Source organism: Kosakonia sp. WA-90 (assembly GCF_039871955.1).
Classification (GTDB): Bacteria; Pseudomonadota; Gammaproteobacteria; order Enterobacterales; family Enterobacteriaceae; genus Kosakonia; species Kosakonia oryzendophytica.
Window position 1 is genome coordinate 237989 of sequence record NZ_JBDPLJ010000003.1, and the last position, 17621, is coordinate 255609.

Here is a 17621-nt window from a genome sequence, read left to right on the forward strand (position 1 = left end):
CCCATGAAAAAGTTTCTTTATATATTGCTGGCGCTGGCAATGGTTCCGGTTGCCCTTTTAGTGGTCATTACGCCGATGGACAGCCAAAAACAGTACATTTTTGGCCTGATCAGTATCGGTATTTTATTTCTGCTCGGCTTCAGCAAAAAGCGCAGCATCTCACTGATTATGGTAGTGATGTCGATATTGCTGTCGACGCGTTATATGTATTTCCGCCTGACGCAAACCCTGCATTTTAATTCCGAAGTCGAAACGATCCTCGGTATGGGGTTATTTCTGGCGGAAGTCTACGTCTGGGTGATGCTGCTGCTCAGCTATTTGCAGACCGCATGGCCGCTGAAGCGTGAAATCGTCCAGTTGCCGGACGATATGAACCAGTGGCCGACCGTCGATATTTACATTCCGACCTATAACGAACCGCTGGACGTGGTGCGCGACACAGTGCTGGCGGCGCAGTGTATTGATTACCCGCGCAACAAGATGCAAATCTATCTGCTCGACGACGGTAAACGTCGCGAGTTTGCGGTATTCGCCGCCGATGTGGGCGTAGGCTATATCACCCGTAATGATAATGCGCACGCCAAAGCCGGTAACCTGAACCACGCCATGAAACTCACCAACGGCGAGCTGATTTGCGTGTTCGACTGTGACCATGTGGCCACCCGTATTTTCCTGCAGGCTACAGTGGGTGGGTTCCTGAAAGATCCGAAACTGGCGCTGGTGCAGACGCCGCATTACTTTTACTCTCCCGATCCGTTCGAACGTAACCTCTCGCTGGGGCGAGATATCCCCAACGAAGGCTCGCTGTTTTATGGTCCAATCCAGCGGGGGAATGATAACTGGAACGCCACATTCTTCTGTGGATCCTGTGCGGTTATTCGCCGCAGCGCGCTGGAAGAGATTGGTGGTTTCGCCGTCGAAACCGTGACGGAAGATGCCCACACTGCGCTGAAAATGCAGCGTCTGGGCTGGGGCTCGGCATTTCTTGATATTCCACTGGCGGCAGGCCTGGCCACTGAACGCCTGGTGCTGCATGTGATTCAACGTACCCGTTGGGCTCGTGGTATGACGCAGATTTTCCGCCTCGACAACCCGCTGTTTGGCCGCGGGCTAACCATCCAGCAGCGGTTGTGCTACCTGAGCGCCATGCTCTATTACCAGTTCGCGCTGCCGCGCATCGCGTTTTTAACCGCGCCGCTGGCCTATCTGCTGTTTAACCTGAACATTATTCACTCGTCGGCGAGCCTGGTATTTGCGTATGCGCTGCCGCATCTGTTCTTGTCGGTCTACGTCAACTCGCGGCTAAACGGGCGTTACCGTTATAGCTTCTGGGGGGAGATCTACGACATCGTGCTGGCGTTCCACATTGTGCTGCCGACGGTCGTCACCATGTTCTTCCCGAAACGCGGGAAATTTAACGTGACCGATAAAGGCGGCCTGTTAAACGTTGGCTACTTCGACTTTAGCGTAGTGCGTCTGCATTTGATTATCGCGGTGTTACTCGGCGCGGGTGTGATAGCCGGTCTCGCGCGCGCCTTTGCCCATGACTATTTTGGCGTGGATCCGCGCGTTATCGCCCTGAACGTCGGTTGGGGATTGTACAGTCTGATCTTCCTGCTGGCGGCCATCGCCGTGGCGCGTGAAACGCGACAGACACGCAAAACGATCCGTATCGATGTGGATATTCCGGTGTTGCTGCATTATGCCAGCGGCATCACCTCGCGCAGCAAAACAGCAGACTTGTCGATGGGTGGCTGTCGCGTTATCGCGCCGGATGACCGCCATCTGAACGATGAAATCGAAGAAGTGGAGCTGCTGTTGCAATCGGGGGCGATCAGCATCCCGGTCAACACGGTGGCCAGTGACGAAGAGTATATCCGCCTGATGTTTGATGATATTCCGCTGTCGCGCCGCCGCGAGCTGGTGCGGGTGGTGCTTTCCCGCGCCGATGCATGGATTCACCCGCCGAAACCGCAGGACAATCCGTTCCGTTCGATGGCCACCATTGTGCGCTGCGTGTTTGATCTGTTCTGGATGACCTGGACATCGCGCCGCGAAAACCGACGTCTGCGCGCTGAACAAGCGGCCAGTACGGCGTCTGAAGAGGGGCGAGTATGAAACGTCTGACCACGCTGGCGGTGTTGGTGAGCGCGCTGTTTATCGCCCCGTTGCACAGTGAAGAAACCCCGGTTGAGTCGCTGTTGCCACTCAATCTGCCCGCGCCGACACAGGCGCAAACGCCGCCGACTTTTGTCCCCTCGGTGGTGAACAGTATCAGCATTGCGCAAATGGGCCTGCCACAGGGCATCACCCTGAGCGGTGGGCAATTCCAGGGCGGAGTGGATTTTACCCTGCCGCTGGACCAGGTGATGACCAATGCCCGACTGGCGCTGAATTTAAAAATTTCCCCGGCAATGGCGGCGCGTAACGCCACGCTGCAACTGATGCTTAACGGTCAGCCATTGGGCACCGTACCGCTGAGCGCCGCCGAAGGGGATATCGCTCGTTATCAACTGGATGTTCCGGCTGCGTTGATGGTCTCCAGCAACAGCCTGAGCGTGAAAATTAATGACGGTGACGCGATGCAGTGTCAGCGCGACCTGAGCGACAAATACCGTGTCACTGTGCTACCGGATTCGCATTTTGAACTGGAAGGGCAACAGCTGGATATCGGTGCGGATCTGAGCCACTTCCCGCGTCCGTTCTTTGACAGCATGCAGATGACGCCTGCGGCTATCGCTGTGGCGTTTGGGCCAAAACTTAGCGCAGATACCATTAGCGCGGCGGCATTGATCGCCTCATGGCTGGGGATCCAAGTGGATTATCGCGGCGTCTCTTTTGCGACGTATCACGATCGTCTGCCGGAGAAAAACGGCATCCTGATCGGTCATCCCGGCGAGCAGATCGGCGGCCTGACGCTGCCGCAAACCACGCAACCACTACTGAAAATTGTCGATAACCCGGCGAACCCGGTTTACAAACTGCTGCTGGTGGTCGGGAAAGACGATACCGAATTGCGTGCTGCGGCCTGGCGTTTAACGCGCGGTAACTTTGCCGCACAAACGCCGTCCGTGGAGGTGGAGGCGCAAACTATTCCGTTGAGCAAACCGTATGATGCACCACGCTGGATCCCGACGGATCGCCCAGTGAAATTGACGGAGTTGATCCGCAAAGATCAAAGCCTGACTACGACCGGGATCTGGCATTCGCCGTTGCAGGTGGCGTTTCGCGCAGCGCCGGATCTCTTCCTGTGGGACGGAGAAACCATTCCGCTGCATGTCGGCTACCGCTTCCCGACGGAAAACTGGATTGATGAGCAGCGCTCATGGCTGAGTATGACCCTGAACGACGCCTTCCTGCATAACCTGCCGGTTAACAAGCAGGGCGCGCTGGAGACGTTGTGGCACAAACTGGGTGGCGATGCGCGGCAGGAGTCGTTTGATATGCCGCTGGAGCCATACATGATTTACGGCGACAACCAACTTTCGCTCTATTTCAACATCGTGCCGAAAGAGAACGCGCCGTGCAGCACGTTGCTGAATAACAACATCAAGAGCCGCATTGATGACGACTCGTGGATTGATTTGAGCCACACCCGCCACTTTGCCCTGTTGCCGAACCTCTCTTACTTTGTCGGTGCCTCTTTTCCGTTTACCCGACAGGCAGACTATTCAGAAACGTTGCTGATGCTGCCCGCACAACCGACAGAGACGCAAGTCGCGACCCTGCTGGATATGACAGCGCGCGCCGGGAATGCTACCGGCACTGCGCTTGGGCATAACCGTGTGGTACTGGGTCTACCGACCGATAGCGAGCTGATGCGCGACCGCGATGTGCTGGCGGTTACCGGTATGGACCAGCACGCGTTTAACCGCGCACTGTTGGCGAACTCACCGTTTACTCTGCACGACAGCACGCTGGGCGTCCGCGCGCCGGGGAGCTGGCAGAAAATCCGCCGTTGGATCAGCGGCGACTGGGCGTCGCAGGGCATTGAAGCCGACCGCTACTTCTCTTCTAACGAAGCGTGGCGCGGTTTTGTCAGTTTCCGCTCACCGTGGAATGACGAACGGCTGGTGGTGCTGGCATTAGGGAGCAACGACGAGCAACTCTCCCAGTTGCACGCTGACCTCAGTTCCGCGCGCATTAATGCCGGGATACGCGGCGATGCGGCCATCATTACCAACGAAACCGGCGTGCGCAGTTTCCGCGTGGGCGAGCAATTCCCGAGCGGTGAAATGCCGGTGCATATGATGGTGATTTGGTATGCCAACCAGCACTCAGCGTTGCTGGCGATCCTCGGGTTGCTGTTTGGCTCGCTGGTCGGCGGGGTGCTGTATATCACGCTGAAAAAACGCGAGCGTAAACGTCTTGATCCGGAGAGCGACAAGTGAAAAAGGTCACCACCATGAGCGTAAAAACCGCCCGTCGGTTATCCACATTCTGCCTCTCCGGCGCTCTGATCCTCAGCACTCCGGGGCTGGTGCACGCCGCAGCAAATGATGCTGCGCTGAAGGCGCTGTTCGATCAGGCCAATTACTGGCATGAAAAGTCCCACGACGATCTGGCCATGGAGTCACTGAAAAAGATCTTAATGGTCGATGCCAACAACGCCCAGGCGATGTATCTGATGGCGCTGTGGGCGCAGCAAAATGGCGATCTGCAAACTGCGGCACAGTGGCGCGCGCGACTGGCGAAAGCTGCGCCGGGAGACAGCAGTTTGCAGGCGCTGGATAACGCAAAACAGCTCGCGCAGGTGCCGCAGGGGCAGCTTACGCTCGCCCGCCAGCAAGCGCGTAGCGGCAACGTCCCGGCTGCGCTGGAGACGTGGCGCAGCATGTTTAACGGCGACACGCCGCCGCCAAGCCTGGCGCCGGAATATTACCAGACCATGGCGAGCGACAAAGCGCTCTATCCGCAGGCGTTGTCGCAGATGCGCCGTTTTGTGGCGCAGTATCCACAGGACACGGCCGCCCGTATCGCATTGGGTAAAATGTTGACCTGGCGTGAAGAGACGCGTCGCGACGGGATTTTATTGCTGGAACCGATGTCCAGCGGCAGCCGTGAGGCTGATGACGGTTTGCGACAGGCGCTGTTATGGCTGGGGCCGCAACCCGGCGATGAGCGTTTTTACGACACCTGGTTGCAGCGCCATCCACAGGACAGCGAAGTGCAGACGTACTATCGCAAAAATGTTGGCGGCGCGGCGAAAGGGGCCGGCTTTAACGCTCTCAACAGCGGAGACAGCAGCCTGGCGAAACAGAAGTTCGCCCAGGTATTACAAGCGAACCCGGACGATGCTGACGCGTTAGCAGGCCTGGGCTATATTGCCCAGCGCAATGGCGACTATCAGGCTGCTGCTCAGTACCTTAACCGCGCGGCGAGCCAGGGCGGCGACGCCTCCGGCGAACGCCGTGCGCAAGCAGAGGACGCGGCATTTTACGGTCAGCTGGCGCAGGCCCAACACGCCTTAAAACAGGGCAACGTTAGCGAAGCGCTGGCGCTCTCTGCGCCGCTGGCGCAACAGAGTGGCGAACGCGGAACGGCGGCGAAACTGTTCCGTGCGGATGTGTTGCGGCAGAACAAAGATTACAGCCAGGCCGAACAGACGCTGCGCGGCATTCTGAACGAACAACCGCAGAATGCCCCGGCACGAGAAAATCTCTACTACGTGCTGCGTGACCAGAACAAGGCCGCGGAAGCGCAGGCCATGCTGAATACGTTACCAGCGGGCTTGCAGGCGAAGTTGCAACCACGTGTGGTCACCGGAACCCCTGGCGACCCGCTGCGCCGCCAGGCACAGCAACTGGTCGCTGCGGGGAACACGGAGCAGGCGATCAACGTATTACGCCAGGGTGTGGCGCGACTACCGGACGATCCGTGGCTGCGTCTTGACCTGGCGCGCTTGCTTCAGCAAACCGGGCGCGAGAGCGAAGGCGCAACCGTCATGATGCCCACCGGGCGCGACGGCGCAGGCGCCAGCTCGCTGTATGCCGGGGCGCTGTTTGCCAGTGAGAATGGCGGCTGGCAGCAGGCCAGTTCGTTGCTGGCGCGTATCTCTCCGTCCAGTCAAAACAGCCAGATGCGCGATCTTGCGCAGCGGGTGAATTACAACCTGCAAATGGCGACCGCAGAACGTTACCTCGCCCAGGGCAATATGACCGCAGCGTCTAACACGCTAAAAGCGCTGTCGGCGACGCCGCCGAAAAACCCGGTCGATGCCGGGAAACTGGCGCGCATGCTGGCCCGAACCGGTGATTTGACTACCGCGGTGTCGCTGGTGCGTGACAACATGAAACAGGGTGTGCAGGGTAACGCCGGTGATTATGCCGATCAGGTTGCCGTGCTCAACCAGGCCGGTCTGAACCAGGAAGCGCAGAGTTTTGTCGCCAGCCCGGAACTGCAATCGCGCAGCACCCCTGCGCAATTGGCGGGCGTGCGTAATGGTTATGTGATTAATGAAGCCGATCGGCTGCGTGAGCAGGGCAACTATGCCGCTGCATACGACAAGCTCATTCGCGCATTGCAAAACGATCCGCAGAATACGGATTTAATGTTCGCGATGGGCCGTCTGTATCAAACGGGCAAAATGAACAAAGAAGCGGGCGTGCTGTATGACTACCTGATGACGCGGGACAGCGAAGATCAGGCCGCACGTGTGGGCGCTATCGATGTGGCGCTGGCGGAAAACAATGTGGAGAAAGCGCAAAGCCTGGCCAATGGTCTGCGCAGCAACGCATCGCCAGAGCGTTTACTGTTGCTGGCGCGTCTGGAAGAGGCGAAAGGCAACCACCAGCAGGCGATGACCTACCTGCGCAGCGCGCGCGGCAAACTGGTGGGTCTGGACTCTTCCAACAGTGCGGCAACGCCAACCATCGGCGGTGTACTGCTGGCGGATAACCCGTTTATGACCACCAGTAAAACCACCGCTCCGCAATCGCTGTACGGGCAGACCCTGCCGTGGCAAGTAGCGCAGGTGGCTCGTGAACCGGGCAGTACGTTGCCAGGCACCACCCGCACCGATTTACCGGTTGAAACCGCACAGTCCCGTACGCTGCGTCAGGTCGATGACATGATGCAGCAAATGGACGAGAAAACCGGTATGTGGCTGCAGGGCAACGTGGAGATCCGCGGGCGCGATGGCGAAACCGGCACCAGTAAACTGACGGAAGCAAAAGCACCGCTCACCTGGTCCAGTTCGCCGTTTGGCGAGTCGCGTTTTGAGTTTACCGCCACTCCGGTTTCCCTGAGCTCGGGCAGCGCTTCGGGCGATGCCTGGCGCCGCTATGGCTCCAACCCGCTGGCAGATGCGGTGAGCAACATCAGCACCTCAATCAAAACGGCCAACAGTTCCACGGCAACGGATGGTAGCGATAAGTTCACCGATCTCGCCAGCTATGCGAATGCCAGCAAACTGTCGCCTTTTACGGCAGAAGGGTATAGCAATCTGACCTCGCTGCTGAATTCGAGCCGCTTACAAAGCCTGAGCGAATCGAATTATAAGAAGAATTATAACGATGCGATTAACGCCTCGACCGATTCACAAAACGCCAGCGGCGTTGAGCTGAATATGGCGTTGAGCGGCGACAGCTATAAGCTGGATATCGGAACAACGCCGCTGGGTCAGGATCTCAGTACGCTCGTGGGCGGCGTGAAATGGTCGCCGAAACTGACCAACTACCTCACGTTGATCCTGACGGGTGAGCGCCGCGCCGTAACCGACAGTCTGCTCTCCTATGTGGGCCTGTATGATAAATATTCCGGTGAGCGCTGGGGGCGTGTCACCAAAAACGGCGGTAGCGCGCAGTTGAGCTACGATGATGGCGACGCCGGTTTCTACGTGGGTGGCGGCGGTTATAGCTATCTTGGTGAGAACGTGGCGAGCAACACCAGTATGAACGCCAGCGCCGGGGTCTATCTGCGCCCGTTGCATGACAGTTTCCGCCAGTTGCAGACCGGCCTTAGCGTGAGCTGGATGGATTTCTCGAAGAACCTCAGCTACTTCACCTATGGGCAGGGGGGCTACTTCAGCCCGCAGAACTACGTCAGCGTGGCGTTGCCGGTAGATTTCTCGCAGAAAATCGACAACTGGAAACTGCGGCTTGGGGGTTCGGTGGGCTATCAATCCTACAGCCAGGATAAGAGCGACTATTTCCCGACCGCGCCGGAAGCGCAGCAGATGATGCAACAACTGGCTGATATGGGCTTTGTCAAAGAAGCGCAGTATGGCGGCCGTTCGCAAAACGGCATCGGCTATAACGTCCATGCGGGTCTGGATTACAACGTGAATAACAAAATGACGGTGGGCGGTAACGTCAGTTACGACACCTTCGGTAGCTATAACGAAAGCACCGCCGGACTTTATCTCCGGTATATGCTGGGAGACAAATAATGAAAACGGATAATGCCAACGCCGCATTGCTGGCCTATTTTCAGCAGCAACAGACTCCGCCGGGCTGGTTTGATCTGCTTGGCGTGATGATTGATGGCATGGTGCGTAATGTCGGCGAGGCGGAAAGCCTGCCGTTCCTGCGACAGATGGGCGAAGCCATGGCGGATCGCACGCCGCTGCCCGTTTCGGCGACCGTGGGTGAGTTGGAAGCCCACATCAATGCGCAATTGCGGGTGTTCAATTGGGGCTGCATTGACATGATTGTTAGCGAAAATGGGCTGGCGTTCCGTCATCAGGGCATACCCGTTGCCCGCGATAAAGCGCTGCAGACACGCTGGTGTTCGGCGTTTTGCGCCATCCTGGAAGGGCTTTATTCGCGCTGGCTGCGTGGGCAGGGCGGCGATTCCGGTCTCGTTTTTACGCGCGAAAGTCTCTATTCTGTGTCAGATGTAGTATTCCGCTACGCTAAACCACAGTGAGTAAACCCATGTTGAAGCGCATTTTCGCCGCGATGGTGGTGATGGTGAGTCTGCTGTTTTCGTCATTTTCTCAGGCCTCTGCGGCCTGGGATAGCTATAAAGCGCGGTTTCTGATGCCGGATGGACGTATCGTTGATACCGGCAATAAAAGCATTTCTCACACCGAAGGTCAGGGCTACGCCATGCTATTGGCGGTGGCAAATAACGACAGAACCGCATTTGACAGCATGTGGAACTGGACCAACAACACCCTGAAAAACAAAGATAACGGCCTCTATTACTGGCGTTATAACCCGGTGGAAGCCGATCCCATTCCTGATAAAAACGATGCCACTGACGGCGATGTACTGATCGCCTGGGCGTTGTTAAAAGCCGGGCAGCGCTGGAATATCCCGGCGTATCTTGCGGCATCCGATGCGATCACGCAGGCGGTGCTGAAACATACGGTGATCAGTTTTGCCGGTTACCGCGTGATGCTGCCAGGGGCGAATGGTTTCAACCGCAACACCTATGTGAACCTCAATCCCTCGTACTTTATCTTCCCGGCATGGCAGGATTTCGCCAACCGTAGCCATCTGGTGGCCTGGCGGGAACTGATCAAAGATGCGCAAACGCTGCTGGGCAAAATGGCTTGGGGTAAGGCGCAGCTGCCGACGGATTGGGTTGCATTGTCGGCAGATGGCAAACTGTCGCCAGCCAAAGAGTGGCCACCGCGCATGAGCTATGATGCGATCCGTATTCCGCTGTATGTGAGCTGGCAGGATGCGCAAAGTCCGCTATTAACGCCATGGCGCAACTGGTGGCAAGGTTTTAGCCGCAACCAGACGCCTGCCTGGGTGAATGTCACGACCAACGATACCGCGCCGTACAATATGAACGACGGGTTGCTGGCGGTGCGCGATCTCACACTGGGCGCAACGCCCGCAGAGCCGCAAATCACTGCGCAGGACGATTACTATTCCGCCAGTCTGAAGATGCTGGTGTGGCTGGCGCAGCAGAAGTAACGGCGCTGCTGACCCTCACCCCGGCCCTCTCCCTGAAAGGGAGAGGGAGAAAACCGTACCATTCTGTACTCTCGCCCTGTTATCGAAGGACCCGTAAGGATAAATCCGCACGGGTCTGTTCCCTCACCTTTGTGGGGAGAGTGTCAGGGAGAGAGGAAGTCTGCAGCAACGGTTCCCTCTCCCCTTTGGGAAGAGGATTAGGGTGAGGGGAAGTCCGCAACAGTCGGTTCCCTCTCCCCTGTGGTGAAAGGGGCGGGGTGAGGGGATGTCCGCAGCAGTCTGTCCCCTCTCTCCTTTGGGGAGAGGGCCGGGGTGAGGGGAAGTCTGCAGCAGTCTGTTCCCTCTCTCCTTTGGGGAGAGGGTTGGGGTGAGGGGAAGTCCGCAGCAGTCGGTTCCCTCTACTCCTGTGGGGAGAGGGTTGGGGTGAGGGTTGGGGTGAGGGGAAGTCCGCAGCAGTCTGTCCCCTCTCTCCTTTGGGGAGAGGGTTGGGGCGAGGGGAAGTCTGCAGTAGTCTGTTCCCTCTCCCCTTTGGGGAGAGGGTTAGGGTGAGGGGAGAAGGGCGTTATTGCGGATATGGCACCCAGTCACCGCCGTTCAGACGTACATAGGGCCTATCCTGGTACTGAATAACCACCGCGTTCGCATTCTCCGATACCGGCGCGGTCTGCGGCAAATTGCCGATCAACTGCTGCCAGTTCACGCTATCCTGGGTGAAAATCTTCCCATCCAGCACGCGCGTAACAATCTCCGAAATCGCAAGAAAACTGCTCGGCTGGGTAATTTCCAGCGGCGCGCCCTGATGTGGCGCTTTCATGCCAAAAAACTTAATCGCCGCAGGCACGTTGGTGATTGACGGGCTGGGAATGTCGCGCAAGCCGGAAACCTGCATCTTATCGCCCTGCAACGCCGCGCCATGCTCCGGTACCAGCACCACCATCACTTTGCGCCCGGATTTCTCCAGTTGAGTGAAGAAAGCATCCAGTTCATCGAACAGCTTCTGTGCCCGCAGCTTGTAATCCGCGCTTTTGCGATCGCCCGGGTAGTGGTTACCATCGTGCAGCGGCAACAGGTTGTAGAACGTCGCGGTACGTTTACCCTGGTTAGTGGCCTCTGACTCCATCCAGCGATTCAGCACCGCGGTATCGTCAAAAATTGGCGAGCCGTCAAAGGAGAGCAGGACCGGTGGCAGACCAGCCTGGTTCATCAATGGCACTTGTATGCCGCCATTGTCGCGGACCTCTTTCAGGAAACCACCGAATTCGCCGTTGTGATCCATCATCAACTGTTGGGTGAAACCAAGTTTCGCCAAATTATCAAACAGATAGCATTGCGCTCCCGCCTGCTGATAGAGGTTTTTATGTGATGACTGGCCGCAGCTTGCGCGTAACAGGCGAATGGCCGCCGGGCCGCTATAAGCGGTGGCGGAGTTAAAGTGTTTAAATACCATATCGAAGTGTGACCACAGCGGATGCGACATCAGCCCGGCGGCTTCGATATCCGCCCAGGAGAGTGAGCAGATATTGATCATCAGCAGGTCGAAAGGCTGTGAGTCTGCCGCCAGCTCAGTCGGGAACGTGCTCTGACGTTTCTCTTCCGATGCGTAGAAACTGGCCAGCCATGCGTTGAGGTTTTCTGAGGTTGGCGGAGCAGTTTGCGCCGGAATATCGCCAACCACTGGCGTATCCCCCGCCGTTGCGACGGTTGCCGCCGCCGCGCCGCCGGTGGTGGTTACCGTGGTGGTTGGCTGGCCTCCGGGCCACAACGAGAAGGCCGGACCGGTAAGAGTCAACACGTTCAGCCAGATCATCAGCGCAACGACAAACACCGTCACGCGGATCCACTGCGACAAAAAGAGCCAGGCAATCAGCAGAACGAACAACGCACCGACCATTTGCCAGTTAATAAAACGCAGCGCCAGGTCGGCCAGATAACTGGCGCTGAATCCGGCAACCTGCGAACCCTGGCTCATCATGCTTTCCAGCCCCGGCAACCAGGTATCGTGCCAGAACAGCCCGAAGCCGACAGGAATGGCAATCCAGTGCCGCAGTCGGTGCAGACGCAGGTTTGGCAGCGGCATCAACAGGAATGCCATAAATACCAGGTTCAGCAGGGGATGAAAATTAAGGTATCCCGCCCACAGCAGACCGAACTTCACCAGAAAATAGAAGTTCCAACCGGAAAGGCCGCGCCAGTATTGCCACAGCGGCGAAGGCGTTGGAGAGGTCGTTGTATGATTAGTCATGTTTACGGTCTGCCTTGACGAGCGATTCCCGGCGCAAAATACCGATTGGTTTCACATAGCGGGGTTTGGAAAAGGTTAAACGGAGCGCGGTACGAATCGGGCGCGACCAGTGGCGGGCAAGATACCCCAGCGGGAAGAAAATTAACGCGCACAACACAACAAGCTGAACGATATCGCTAATCGACATCATGATGTACGCTCCGTGGTTTCGCTGAGTAACCGGTAATGTTCCGGGATACGGCGCCAGGCGGTGCCATCGTGTTCTGCATTGATCACTTTCTTCGTTTCACTCGTGACGATTAACGGTTTTGCCCACTGATCCGGCGTCAGCGTGCGCATTTGTACCAGCTCGGCGGCAATCTGGTTATCTTCGAACCACACCATGCGATTAGAGAAAATATCCGCCGTTGGCAGCGGAAAAATATGGTTCAGTGCGGTGTCGAGATCGTTGACCCGGCAGAAAGATAAAAACAGCACCAGCCGGTTATCGCCAATGCTCACAATATCCCCGGTGCGGTTTGGTCGGCACAGGGTGAGTGCTTGCTCAACGCGAATGCCCGGCACCGGTCGCAGCGCGACCATTACGCCTTTGCCATCTGCGGGTAAAAGCTGGTTATTCACCATATTGCTGACAGCATCGCAGAATGTGCCCCACGGCTGGAAACCTCGCAGTTTCAACGGTTGGGTCATCGACAGCAGCGTGGTGATATCTTCCGGCACCCGACGGTTGAACTGCTGGCCTTGCACGCTTTCTATTAACGTTAAACAGCGCGATAACGGAGCATTCCACGGGATAACCATATTGGCTCCGCAACCCAGCAACAGGCGCTCATCCGTGGCGCGCAGGCTGGCGTGGCTTTCACGGACAATGATTTTCAGGCCGCTGCCGCGTTGGCGACGCAGCGTGTGGATCTGCCGCGCAATACTGTCTATTTGATTATTTTGCGTCAGCGCAAATATCAATGTTGCCGCCTGGCTGGCGCGAGCTTCTTCAAATAATGCTTCGTTGGTTTCAAATAATGACCAGTATTCGGAGAGCGGCGGTGCGCCTTCCAATACAGCAATATTACTTAAGATTCGCTTTTCATCGCTGCGTGGCTGGACAGATGTTTCTTCCCGTTCCGCTAATTGCCAACGTCCTTGAAGATTAAGGATCTGCAGCTGTTGCCGTGCGCTAACTCCTTTTTCATTACACCACCAGGCAACGTCATAAACATGTAAGTCATTTTGATAGCGTAAACTGGCCAGGCCAAATAATGTGCGGTATTCACTCATTAAAATCGACGTCTGTTTATCGCTGTTGCCGCTGGGGTTAATTATCAGCAACGCACATTTATGGTATTTTGCCCACGCATGAGTTTTTTCCAGCCATCTTTGCAAATTATCCACGGGAATATTCTGAAATGCATTGTTGGCACACAGCAGGATCAGCAAATAATTCTCAGGCTCTATTGAGCACAGTAAATCGCGGGTGAAAAAGTATAGACCATTTTCCTGATTTGGCATGGTGAACAGCTGGACTTTTTCTGGCCCGTGATCGTTATCCAGGTGCATGATTTTATGCAGATCGTGGCCCATGCCAATTATTGCGACTTTGGCTTCTTTATCTTGTGTCGCAATCGTCTGATTTATAAGATTGATTCCATCCTGCTCGCGATCGGCATTTATCCACCAGACGCCGCCTGCGGGCATATGACGTAATTCATCCCATAACGACTGGATTCCAATAGAAAATACGGGGTCCACGATGTCCCTCTTACAGAGAATTTAACTGTATCTCAGTTTACTAGCGTAAGCGAAGAAATAAACCTAACATTGAAATTAAAGAACATCAGATTTAGCATGTAAACGAATTTTCTCAGGCGCGATTGCCTTGCCTCATTTGCTCAAGTGCTTTTTATTCATAGGGATCGGTTAAACATGCATAGCGATGAATTCGAAAGTCAGACAGATCCCACGCTGGGCTACACATTTCAAAATGATTTTCTGGCGCTGAGCAAAGCATTTTCATTGCCTGAAATAGATTATGCCGATATTTCCCAACGAGAACAGTTGGCGGCAGCTATTAAGCGTTGGCCGCTGCTTGCTGAATTCGCCCGTCAACAATAAGGGAGCCATGAATGGCCATCTTGGGATTACAGGGGATACGCGGTGGCGTGGGTACAACATCCATCACTGCGGCTCTGGCCTGGTCATTACAATTATTAGGCGAGTCGGTGCTCGTTATTGACGCGTGCCCCGATAATCTTTTGCGCCTGTCATTTAATGTCGATTTCGATCATAACGGCGGTTGGGCGCGCGCGTTACTGGATGGTCAGGACTGGCGTGATGCGGGATTGCGTTACACTTCCCAACTGGATGTTTTGCCTTTTGGCCGCCTGACGACAAGCGAATGGGAAAATAGCCAGCGGCTGCCCGACGTGCTTAACGCGCTCACCTCTATTTTGCAGGCGCTGCAACAGCAACAACATTATCAGTGGGTGTTGATCGACCTGCCGCACGGGTATTCACCACTGGCTCGTCAGTTTATTGAGCAGTGCGATCATACGCTGACCATTATCAAGCCGGACACGAACTGCCATGTGCGCCTGCACCAGCAGGTTTTACCCGTGGGCACGCATATCCTGATAAACGATCTGCGCGTAGGCAGTCAGCTACAGGATGACCTCTGGCAGGTGTGGTTGCAGAGCCAGCGACGAATGTTGCCGATCTATATTCATCGCGATGAAGCGATGGCAGAGTGCATGGCGGCAAAACAGCCGCTGGGCGAATACCGGGCTGATGCGCTGGCAGCGGAAGAGATGTTAACGCTGGCGAACTGGTGCCTGCTGCACTGTGCACAAACGCGTGCGGGCAGTGAGGAGCTGGCAAGGAGTCCGCAATGAGTCGCCTGTCTGCCTGGTTGCTGATCCCGCCAGTTAGCGCGCGCTTAAGCGAGCGCTATCAGCACTATCGCCGTCATGGCGCATCCGGGTTCAGCGCGGCTTCTGGTTGCTTCTGGGCGATACTCGCATGGATGTTCATTCCGCTTGAGCACCCACGCTGGCAGCAATTGCGTGCGCAGCAACATCAGTTATTTCCTCATATTGATCCTGACAAACCACGCCCTTTCGACCCGGCGCGTTACCTGGTGCAAACCCTTTGGCTGTTAGTCACCCTACCCTGGGGACCGCCGAAATCCGCGCGCCGTCAGCGCTTTGCCCGGGCTCGCGCGTTGCGTGGGCGCTGGTATCACTGGCTGGATAGTCTGCCGGCACGGGTAACGCAACATACCGGTCACCTCGACCACAAAAAAGAGCTGGCGCATATTCATCCGCGCGTCCGGCGTTTCATTCTTGGCGTGGTGGTTGTCTTCTCGCTGGTTCTGGCGATTTTGTGTATTACGCAGCCTTTTAACCCGCTTTCGCAGTTTGTGTTCCTGATGTTGCTATGGGGGGTGGCCCTGCTGGTACGGCGTATTCCGGGGCGCTTCTCAGCGTTAATGTTGATTGTGCTGTCACTCACTGTGTCCTGTCGTTATATCTGGTGGCGTTATACCTCGACACTGAACTGGAACGATCCGGTCAGTCTGGTGTGTGGCCTGATACTGCTGTTTGCGGAAACTTACGCCTGGATTGTGCTGATCCTCGGTTATTTCCAGGTGGTGTGGCCCCTCAATCGCCAGCCGGTGCCGTTGCCAAAAGAGATGGCGCTGTGGCCCTCGGTGGATATCTTCGTGCCCACCTATAACGAAGATTTAAACGTGGTGAAAAATACCATTTACGCGTCATTGGGCATTGACTGGCCGAAAGATAAACTCAAAATCTGGATCCTTGACGATGGCGGCCGCGAAGAGTTTCGTGTCTTCGCCAACACCGTCGGGGTGGAGTACATCGCCCGTACCACTCATGAACACGCCAAAGCCGGGAATATCAACAACGCCCTGAAATATGCGAAGGGCGAATTTGTGTCGATTTTCGACTGCGACCATGTGCCCACGCGCTCGTTCCTGCAAATGACCATGGGCTGGTTCCTGAAAGAGAAAAAGCTGGCGATGATGCAGACGCCGCACCATTTTTTCTCGCCGGATCCGTTTGAACGTAACCTCGGGCGTTTTCGTAAAACGCCTAACGAAGGCACGCTCTTCTATGGCCTGGTACAGGATGGCAATGACATGTGGGACGCCACCTTCTTCTGTGGCTCTTGTGCGGTGATCCGCCGTGAACCGTTGGATCAAATCGGCGGCATTGCGGTAGAAACCGTCACCGAAGATGCGCACACCTCCCTGCGTTTACACCGCCTGGGTTACACCTCCGCGTATATGCGTATTCCGCAGGCGGCAGGGCTGGCGACGGAGAGTCTGTCTGCACATATTGGGCAGCGTATTCGCTGGGCACGCGGTATGGTGCAGATCTTCCGCCTTGATAACCCGCTGTTTGGCAAAGGGCTGAAGCTCGGGCAGCGATTGTGCTACGTCAACGCCATGTTTCACTTCTTATCGGGTATTCCACGCCTGATCTTCCTGACCGCGCCACTGGCATTTTTGCTGCTGCATGCCTACATCATTTATGCCCCGGCGCTGATGATCGCGCTGTTCGTTCTGCCGCATATGATCCACGCCAGCCTGACCAACTCGAAAATTCAGGGCAAATACCGTCACTCCTTCTGGAGTGAGATTTATGAAACGGTACTGGCCTGGTATATCGCGCCGCCTACGATGGTGGCGCTCTTTAACCCGCACAAAGGCAAGTTTAACGTCACGGCGAAAGGCGGCCTGGTGGAAGAAGAGTATGTGGACTGGGTGATTTCCCGTCCCTATATCTACCTGGTGTTGATTAACGTGCTCGGTCTGGCGGTTGGCGTATGGCGCTACTTCTATGGGCCGGAAAACGAAATCCTGACGGTCTTCGTCAGTATGGCGTGGGTGTTCTACAACATGGTCATTCTCGGTGGCGCGGTGGCGGTATCGGTGGAGAGCAAGCAGGTTCGCCGGGCGCACAGGGTCGAAATCTCCATGCCAGCGGCGATCGCCCGTGAAGACGGCCATCTTTTCTCCTGTACCGTGCATGACTTCTCTGACGGTGGGCTGGGCATCAAGATCAACGGCCAGGCGCAGGTGCTTGAAGGGCAACGTGTAAACCTGTTGCTCAAGCGCGGTCGGCAAGAGTACGTCTTTCCTACGACCGTGGCGCGCGTCTCCGGCAATGAAGTCGGTTTGCAACTGATGCCGCTGACCACCAAACAGCATATCGATTTTGTGCAGTGTACGTTTGCCCGCGCCGACACATGGGCGTTGTGGCAGGACAGTTTTCCGGAAGATAAACCGCTGGAAAGCCTGTTCGATATTTTGAAATTGGGTTTCCGCGGCTATCGCCATCTCGCGGAATTCGCTCCGTCGTCAGTGAAGGTGATTTTCCGTGTGCTCACCGGCCTGGTCTCCTGGGTGGTGTCGTTTATCCCTCGCAGGCCAGCACGGAACCTGACGGCACAGCAACCGAATCCGGTTATGGCTCAACAATGATGAAAAC

Annotated in this window: 11 protein-coding genes; 8 read left to right on the top strand and 3 right to left on the bottom strand. The window is 56.2% G+C overall.

The genetic code is table 11. The features are described 5' to 3' along the window. The first annotated feature begins 3 nt into the window (after positions 1-3). The 5 genes from bcsA (ABGA49_RS07615) to ABGA49_RS07635 are packed head-to-tail and all read left to right on the top strand — an operon-like array spanning position 4 to position 9872. On the top strand, positions 4-2118 hold the full coding sequence (bcsA, locus tag ABGA49_RS07615) for a UDP-forming cellulose synthase catalytic subunit (protein ID WP_347665382.1): 2115 nt from the start codon (positions 4-6) through the stop codon (positions 2116-2118). After that, the gene (gene bcsB, locus ABGA49_RS07620; RefSeq protein WP_347665383.1) at positions 2115-4391 is read left to right on the top strand and encodes a cellulose biosynthesis cyclic di-GMP-binding regulatory protein BcsB; all 2277 of its coding nucleotides are present in this window, start codon (positions 2115-2117) and stop codon (positions 4389-4391) included. The genes bcsA (ABGA49_RS07615) and bcsB overlap by 4 nt, the downstream gene beginning before the upstream one ends. 14 nt (positions 4392-4405) lie before the next feature. Continuing rightward, positions 4406-8389, top strand: a complete 3984-nt coding sequence (locus ABGA49_RS07625) for a cellulose synthase subunit BcsC-related outer membrane protein (protein WP_347665449.1) — start codon at positions 4406-4408, stop codon at positions 8387-8389. After that, entirely contained in the window at positions 8389-8868 is a 480-nt protein-coding gene (gene bcsD, locus ABGA49_RS07630; protein WP_061492591.1) for a cellulose biosynthesis protein BcsD, read from the top strand. Before ABGA49_RS07625 ends, bcsD begins: the two co-directional genes overlap by 1 nt. Before the next feature lie 8 nt (positions 8869-8876). Then, positions 8877-9872 carry a glycosyl hydrolase family 8 gene (locus ABGA49_RS07635; protein WP_061492593.1) on the top strand — a complete coding sequence of 332 codons (996 nt, stop codon included), beginning with the start codon at positions 8877-8879 and terminating at the stop codon, positions 9870-9872. Positions 9873-10434: 562 nt separating this feature from the next. Here the strand turns inward: ABGA49_RS07635 and bcsG are convergent. From bcsG to bcsE, 3 genes are read right to left on the bottom strand one after another with little or no spacing between them, the layout of a single operon-like run. Next, on the bottom strand, positions 10435-12114 hold the full coding sequence (bcsG, locus tag ABGA49_RS07640; RefSeq protein WP_061492595.1) for a cellulose biosynthesis protein BcsG: 1680 nt from the start codon (positions 12112-12114) through the stop codon (positions 10435-10437). Then, entirely contained in the window at positions 12107-12304 is a 198-nt protein-coding gene (gene bcsF / locus ABGA49_RS07645) for a cellulose biosynthesis protein BcsF (protein WP_061492597.1), read from the bottom strand. The genes bcsG and bcsF overlap by 8 nt, the downstream gene beginning before the upstream one ends. Continuing rightward, complete coding sequence (bcsE, locus tag ABGA49_RS07650) at positions 12301-13860, bottom strand: cellulose biosynthesis c-di-GMP-binding protein BcsE (RefSeq protein WP_088238295.1); 1560 nt, start codon at positions 13858-13860, stop codon at positions 12301-12303. The genes bcsF and bcsE overlap by 4 nt, the downstream gene beginning before the upstream one ends. A gap of 174 nt (positions 13861-14034) precedes the next feature. Here bcsE and bcsR point away from each other — a divergent pair, with 174 nt between their 5' ends. The 3 genes from bcsR to bcsA (ABGA49_RS07665) are packed head-to-tail and all read left to right on the top strand — an operon-like array spanning position 14035 to position 17614. Continuing rightward, positions 14035-14223 carry a cellulose biosynthesis protein BcsR gene (bcsR, locus tag ABGA49_RS07655; RefSeq protein WP_061492601.1) on the top strand — a complete coding sequence of 63 codons (189 nt, stop codon included), beginning with the start codon at positions 14035-14037 and terminating at the stop codon, positions 14221-14223. A gap of 11 nt (positions 14224-14234) precedes the next feature. Next, positions 14235-14999, top strand: coding sequence for a cellulose biosynthesis protein BcsQ (gene bcsQ, locus ABGA49_RS07660; RefSeq protein ID WP_061492603.1), 765 nt, complete (start codon positions 14235-14237; stop codon positions 14997-14999). After that, positions 14996-17614 carry a UDP-forming cellulose synthase catalytic subunit gene (bcsA, locus tag ABGA49_RS07665; RefSeq protein WP_061492605.1) on the top strand — a complete coding sequence of 873 codons (2619 nt, stop codon included), beginning with the start codon at positions 14996-14998 and terminating at the stop codon, positions 17612-17614. Before bcsQ ends, bcsA (ABGA49_RS07665) begins: the two co-directional genes overlap by 4 nt. Positions 17615-17621: the final 7 nt, after the last annotated feature.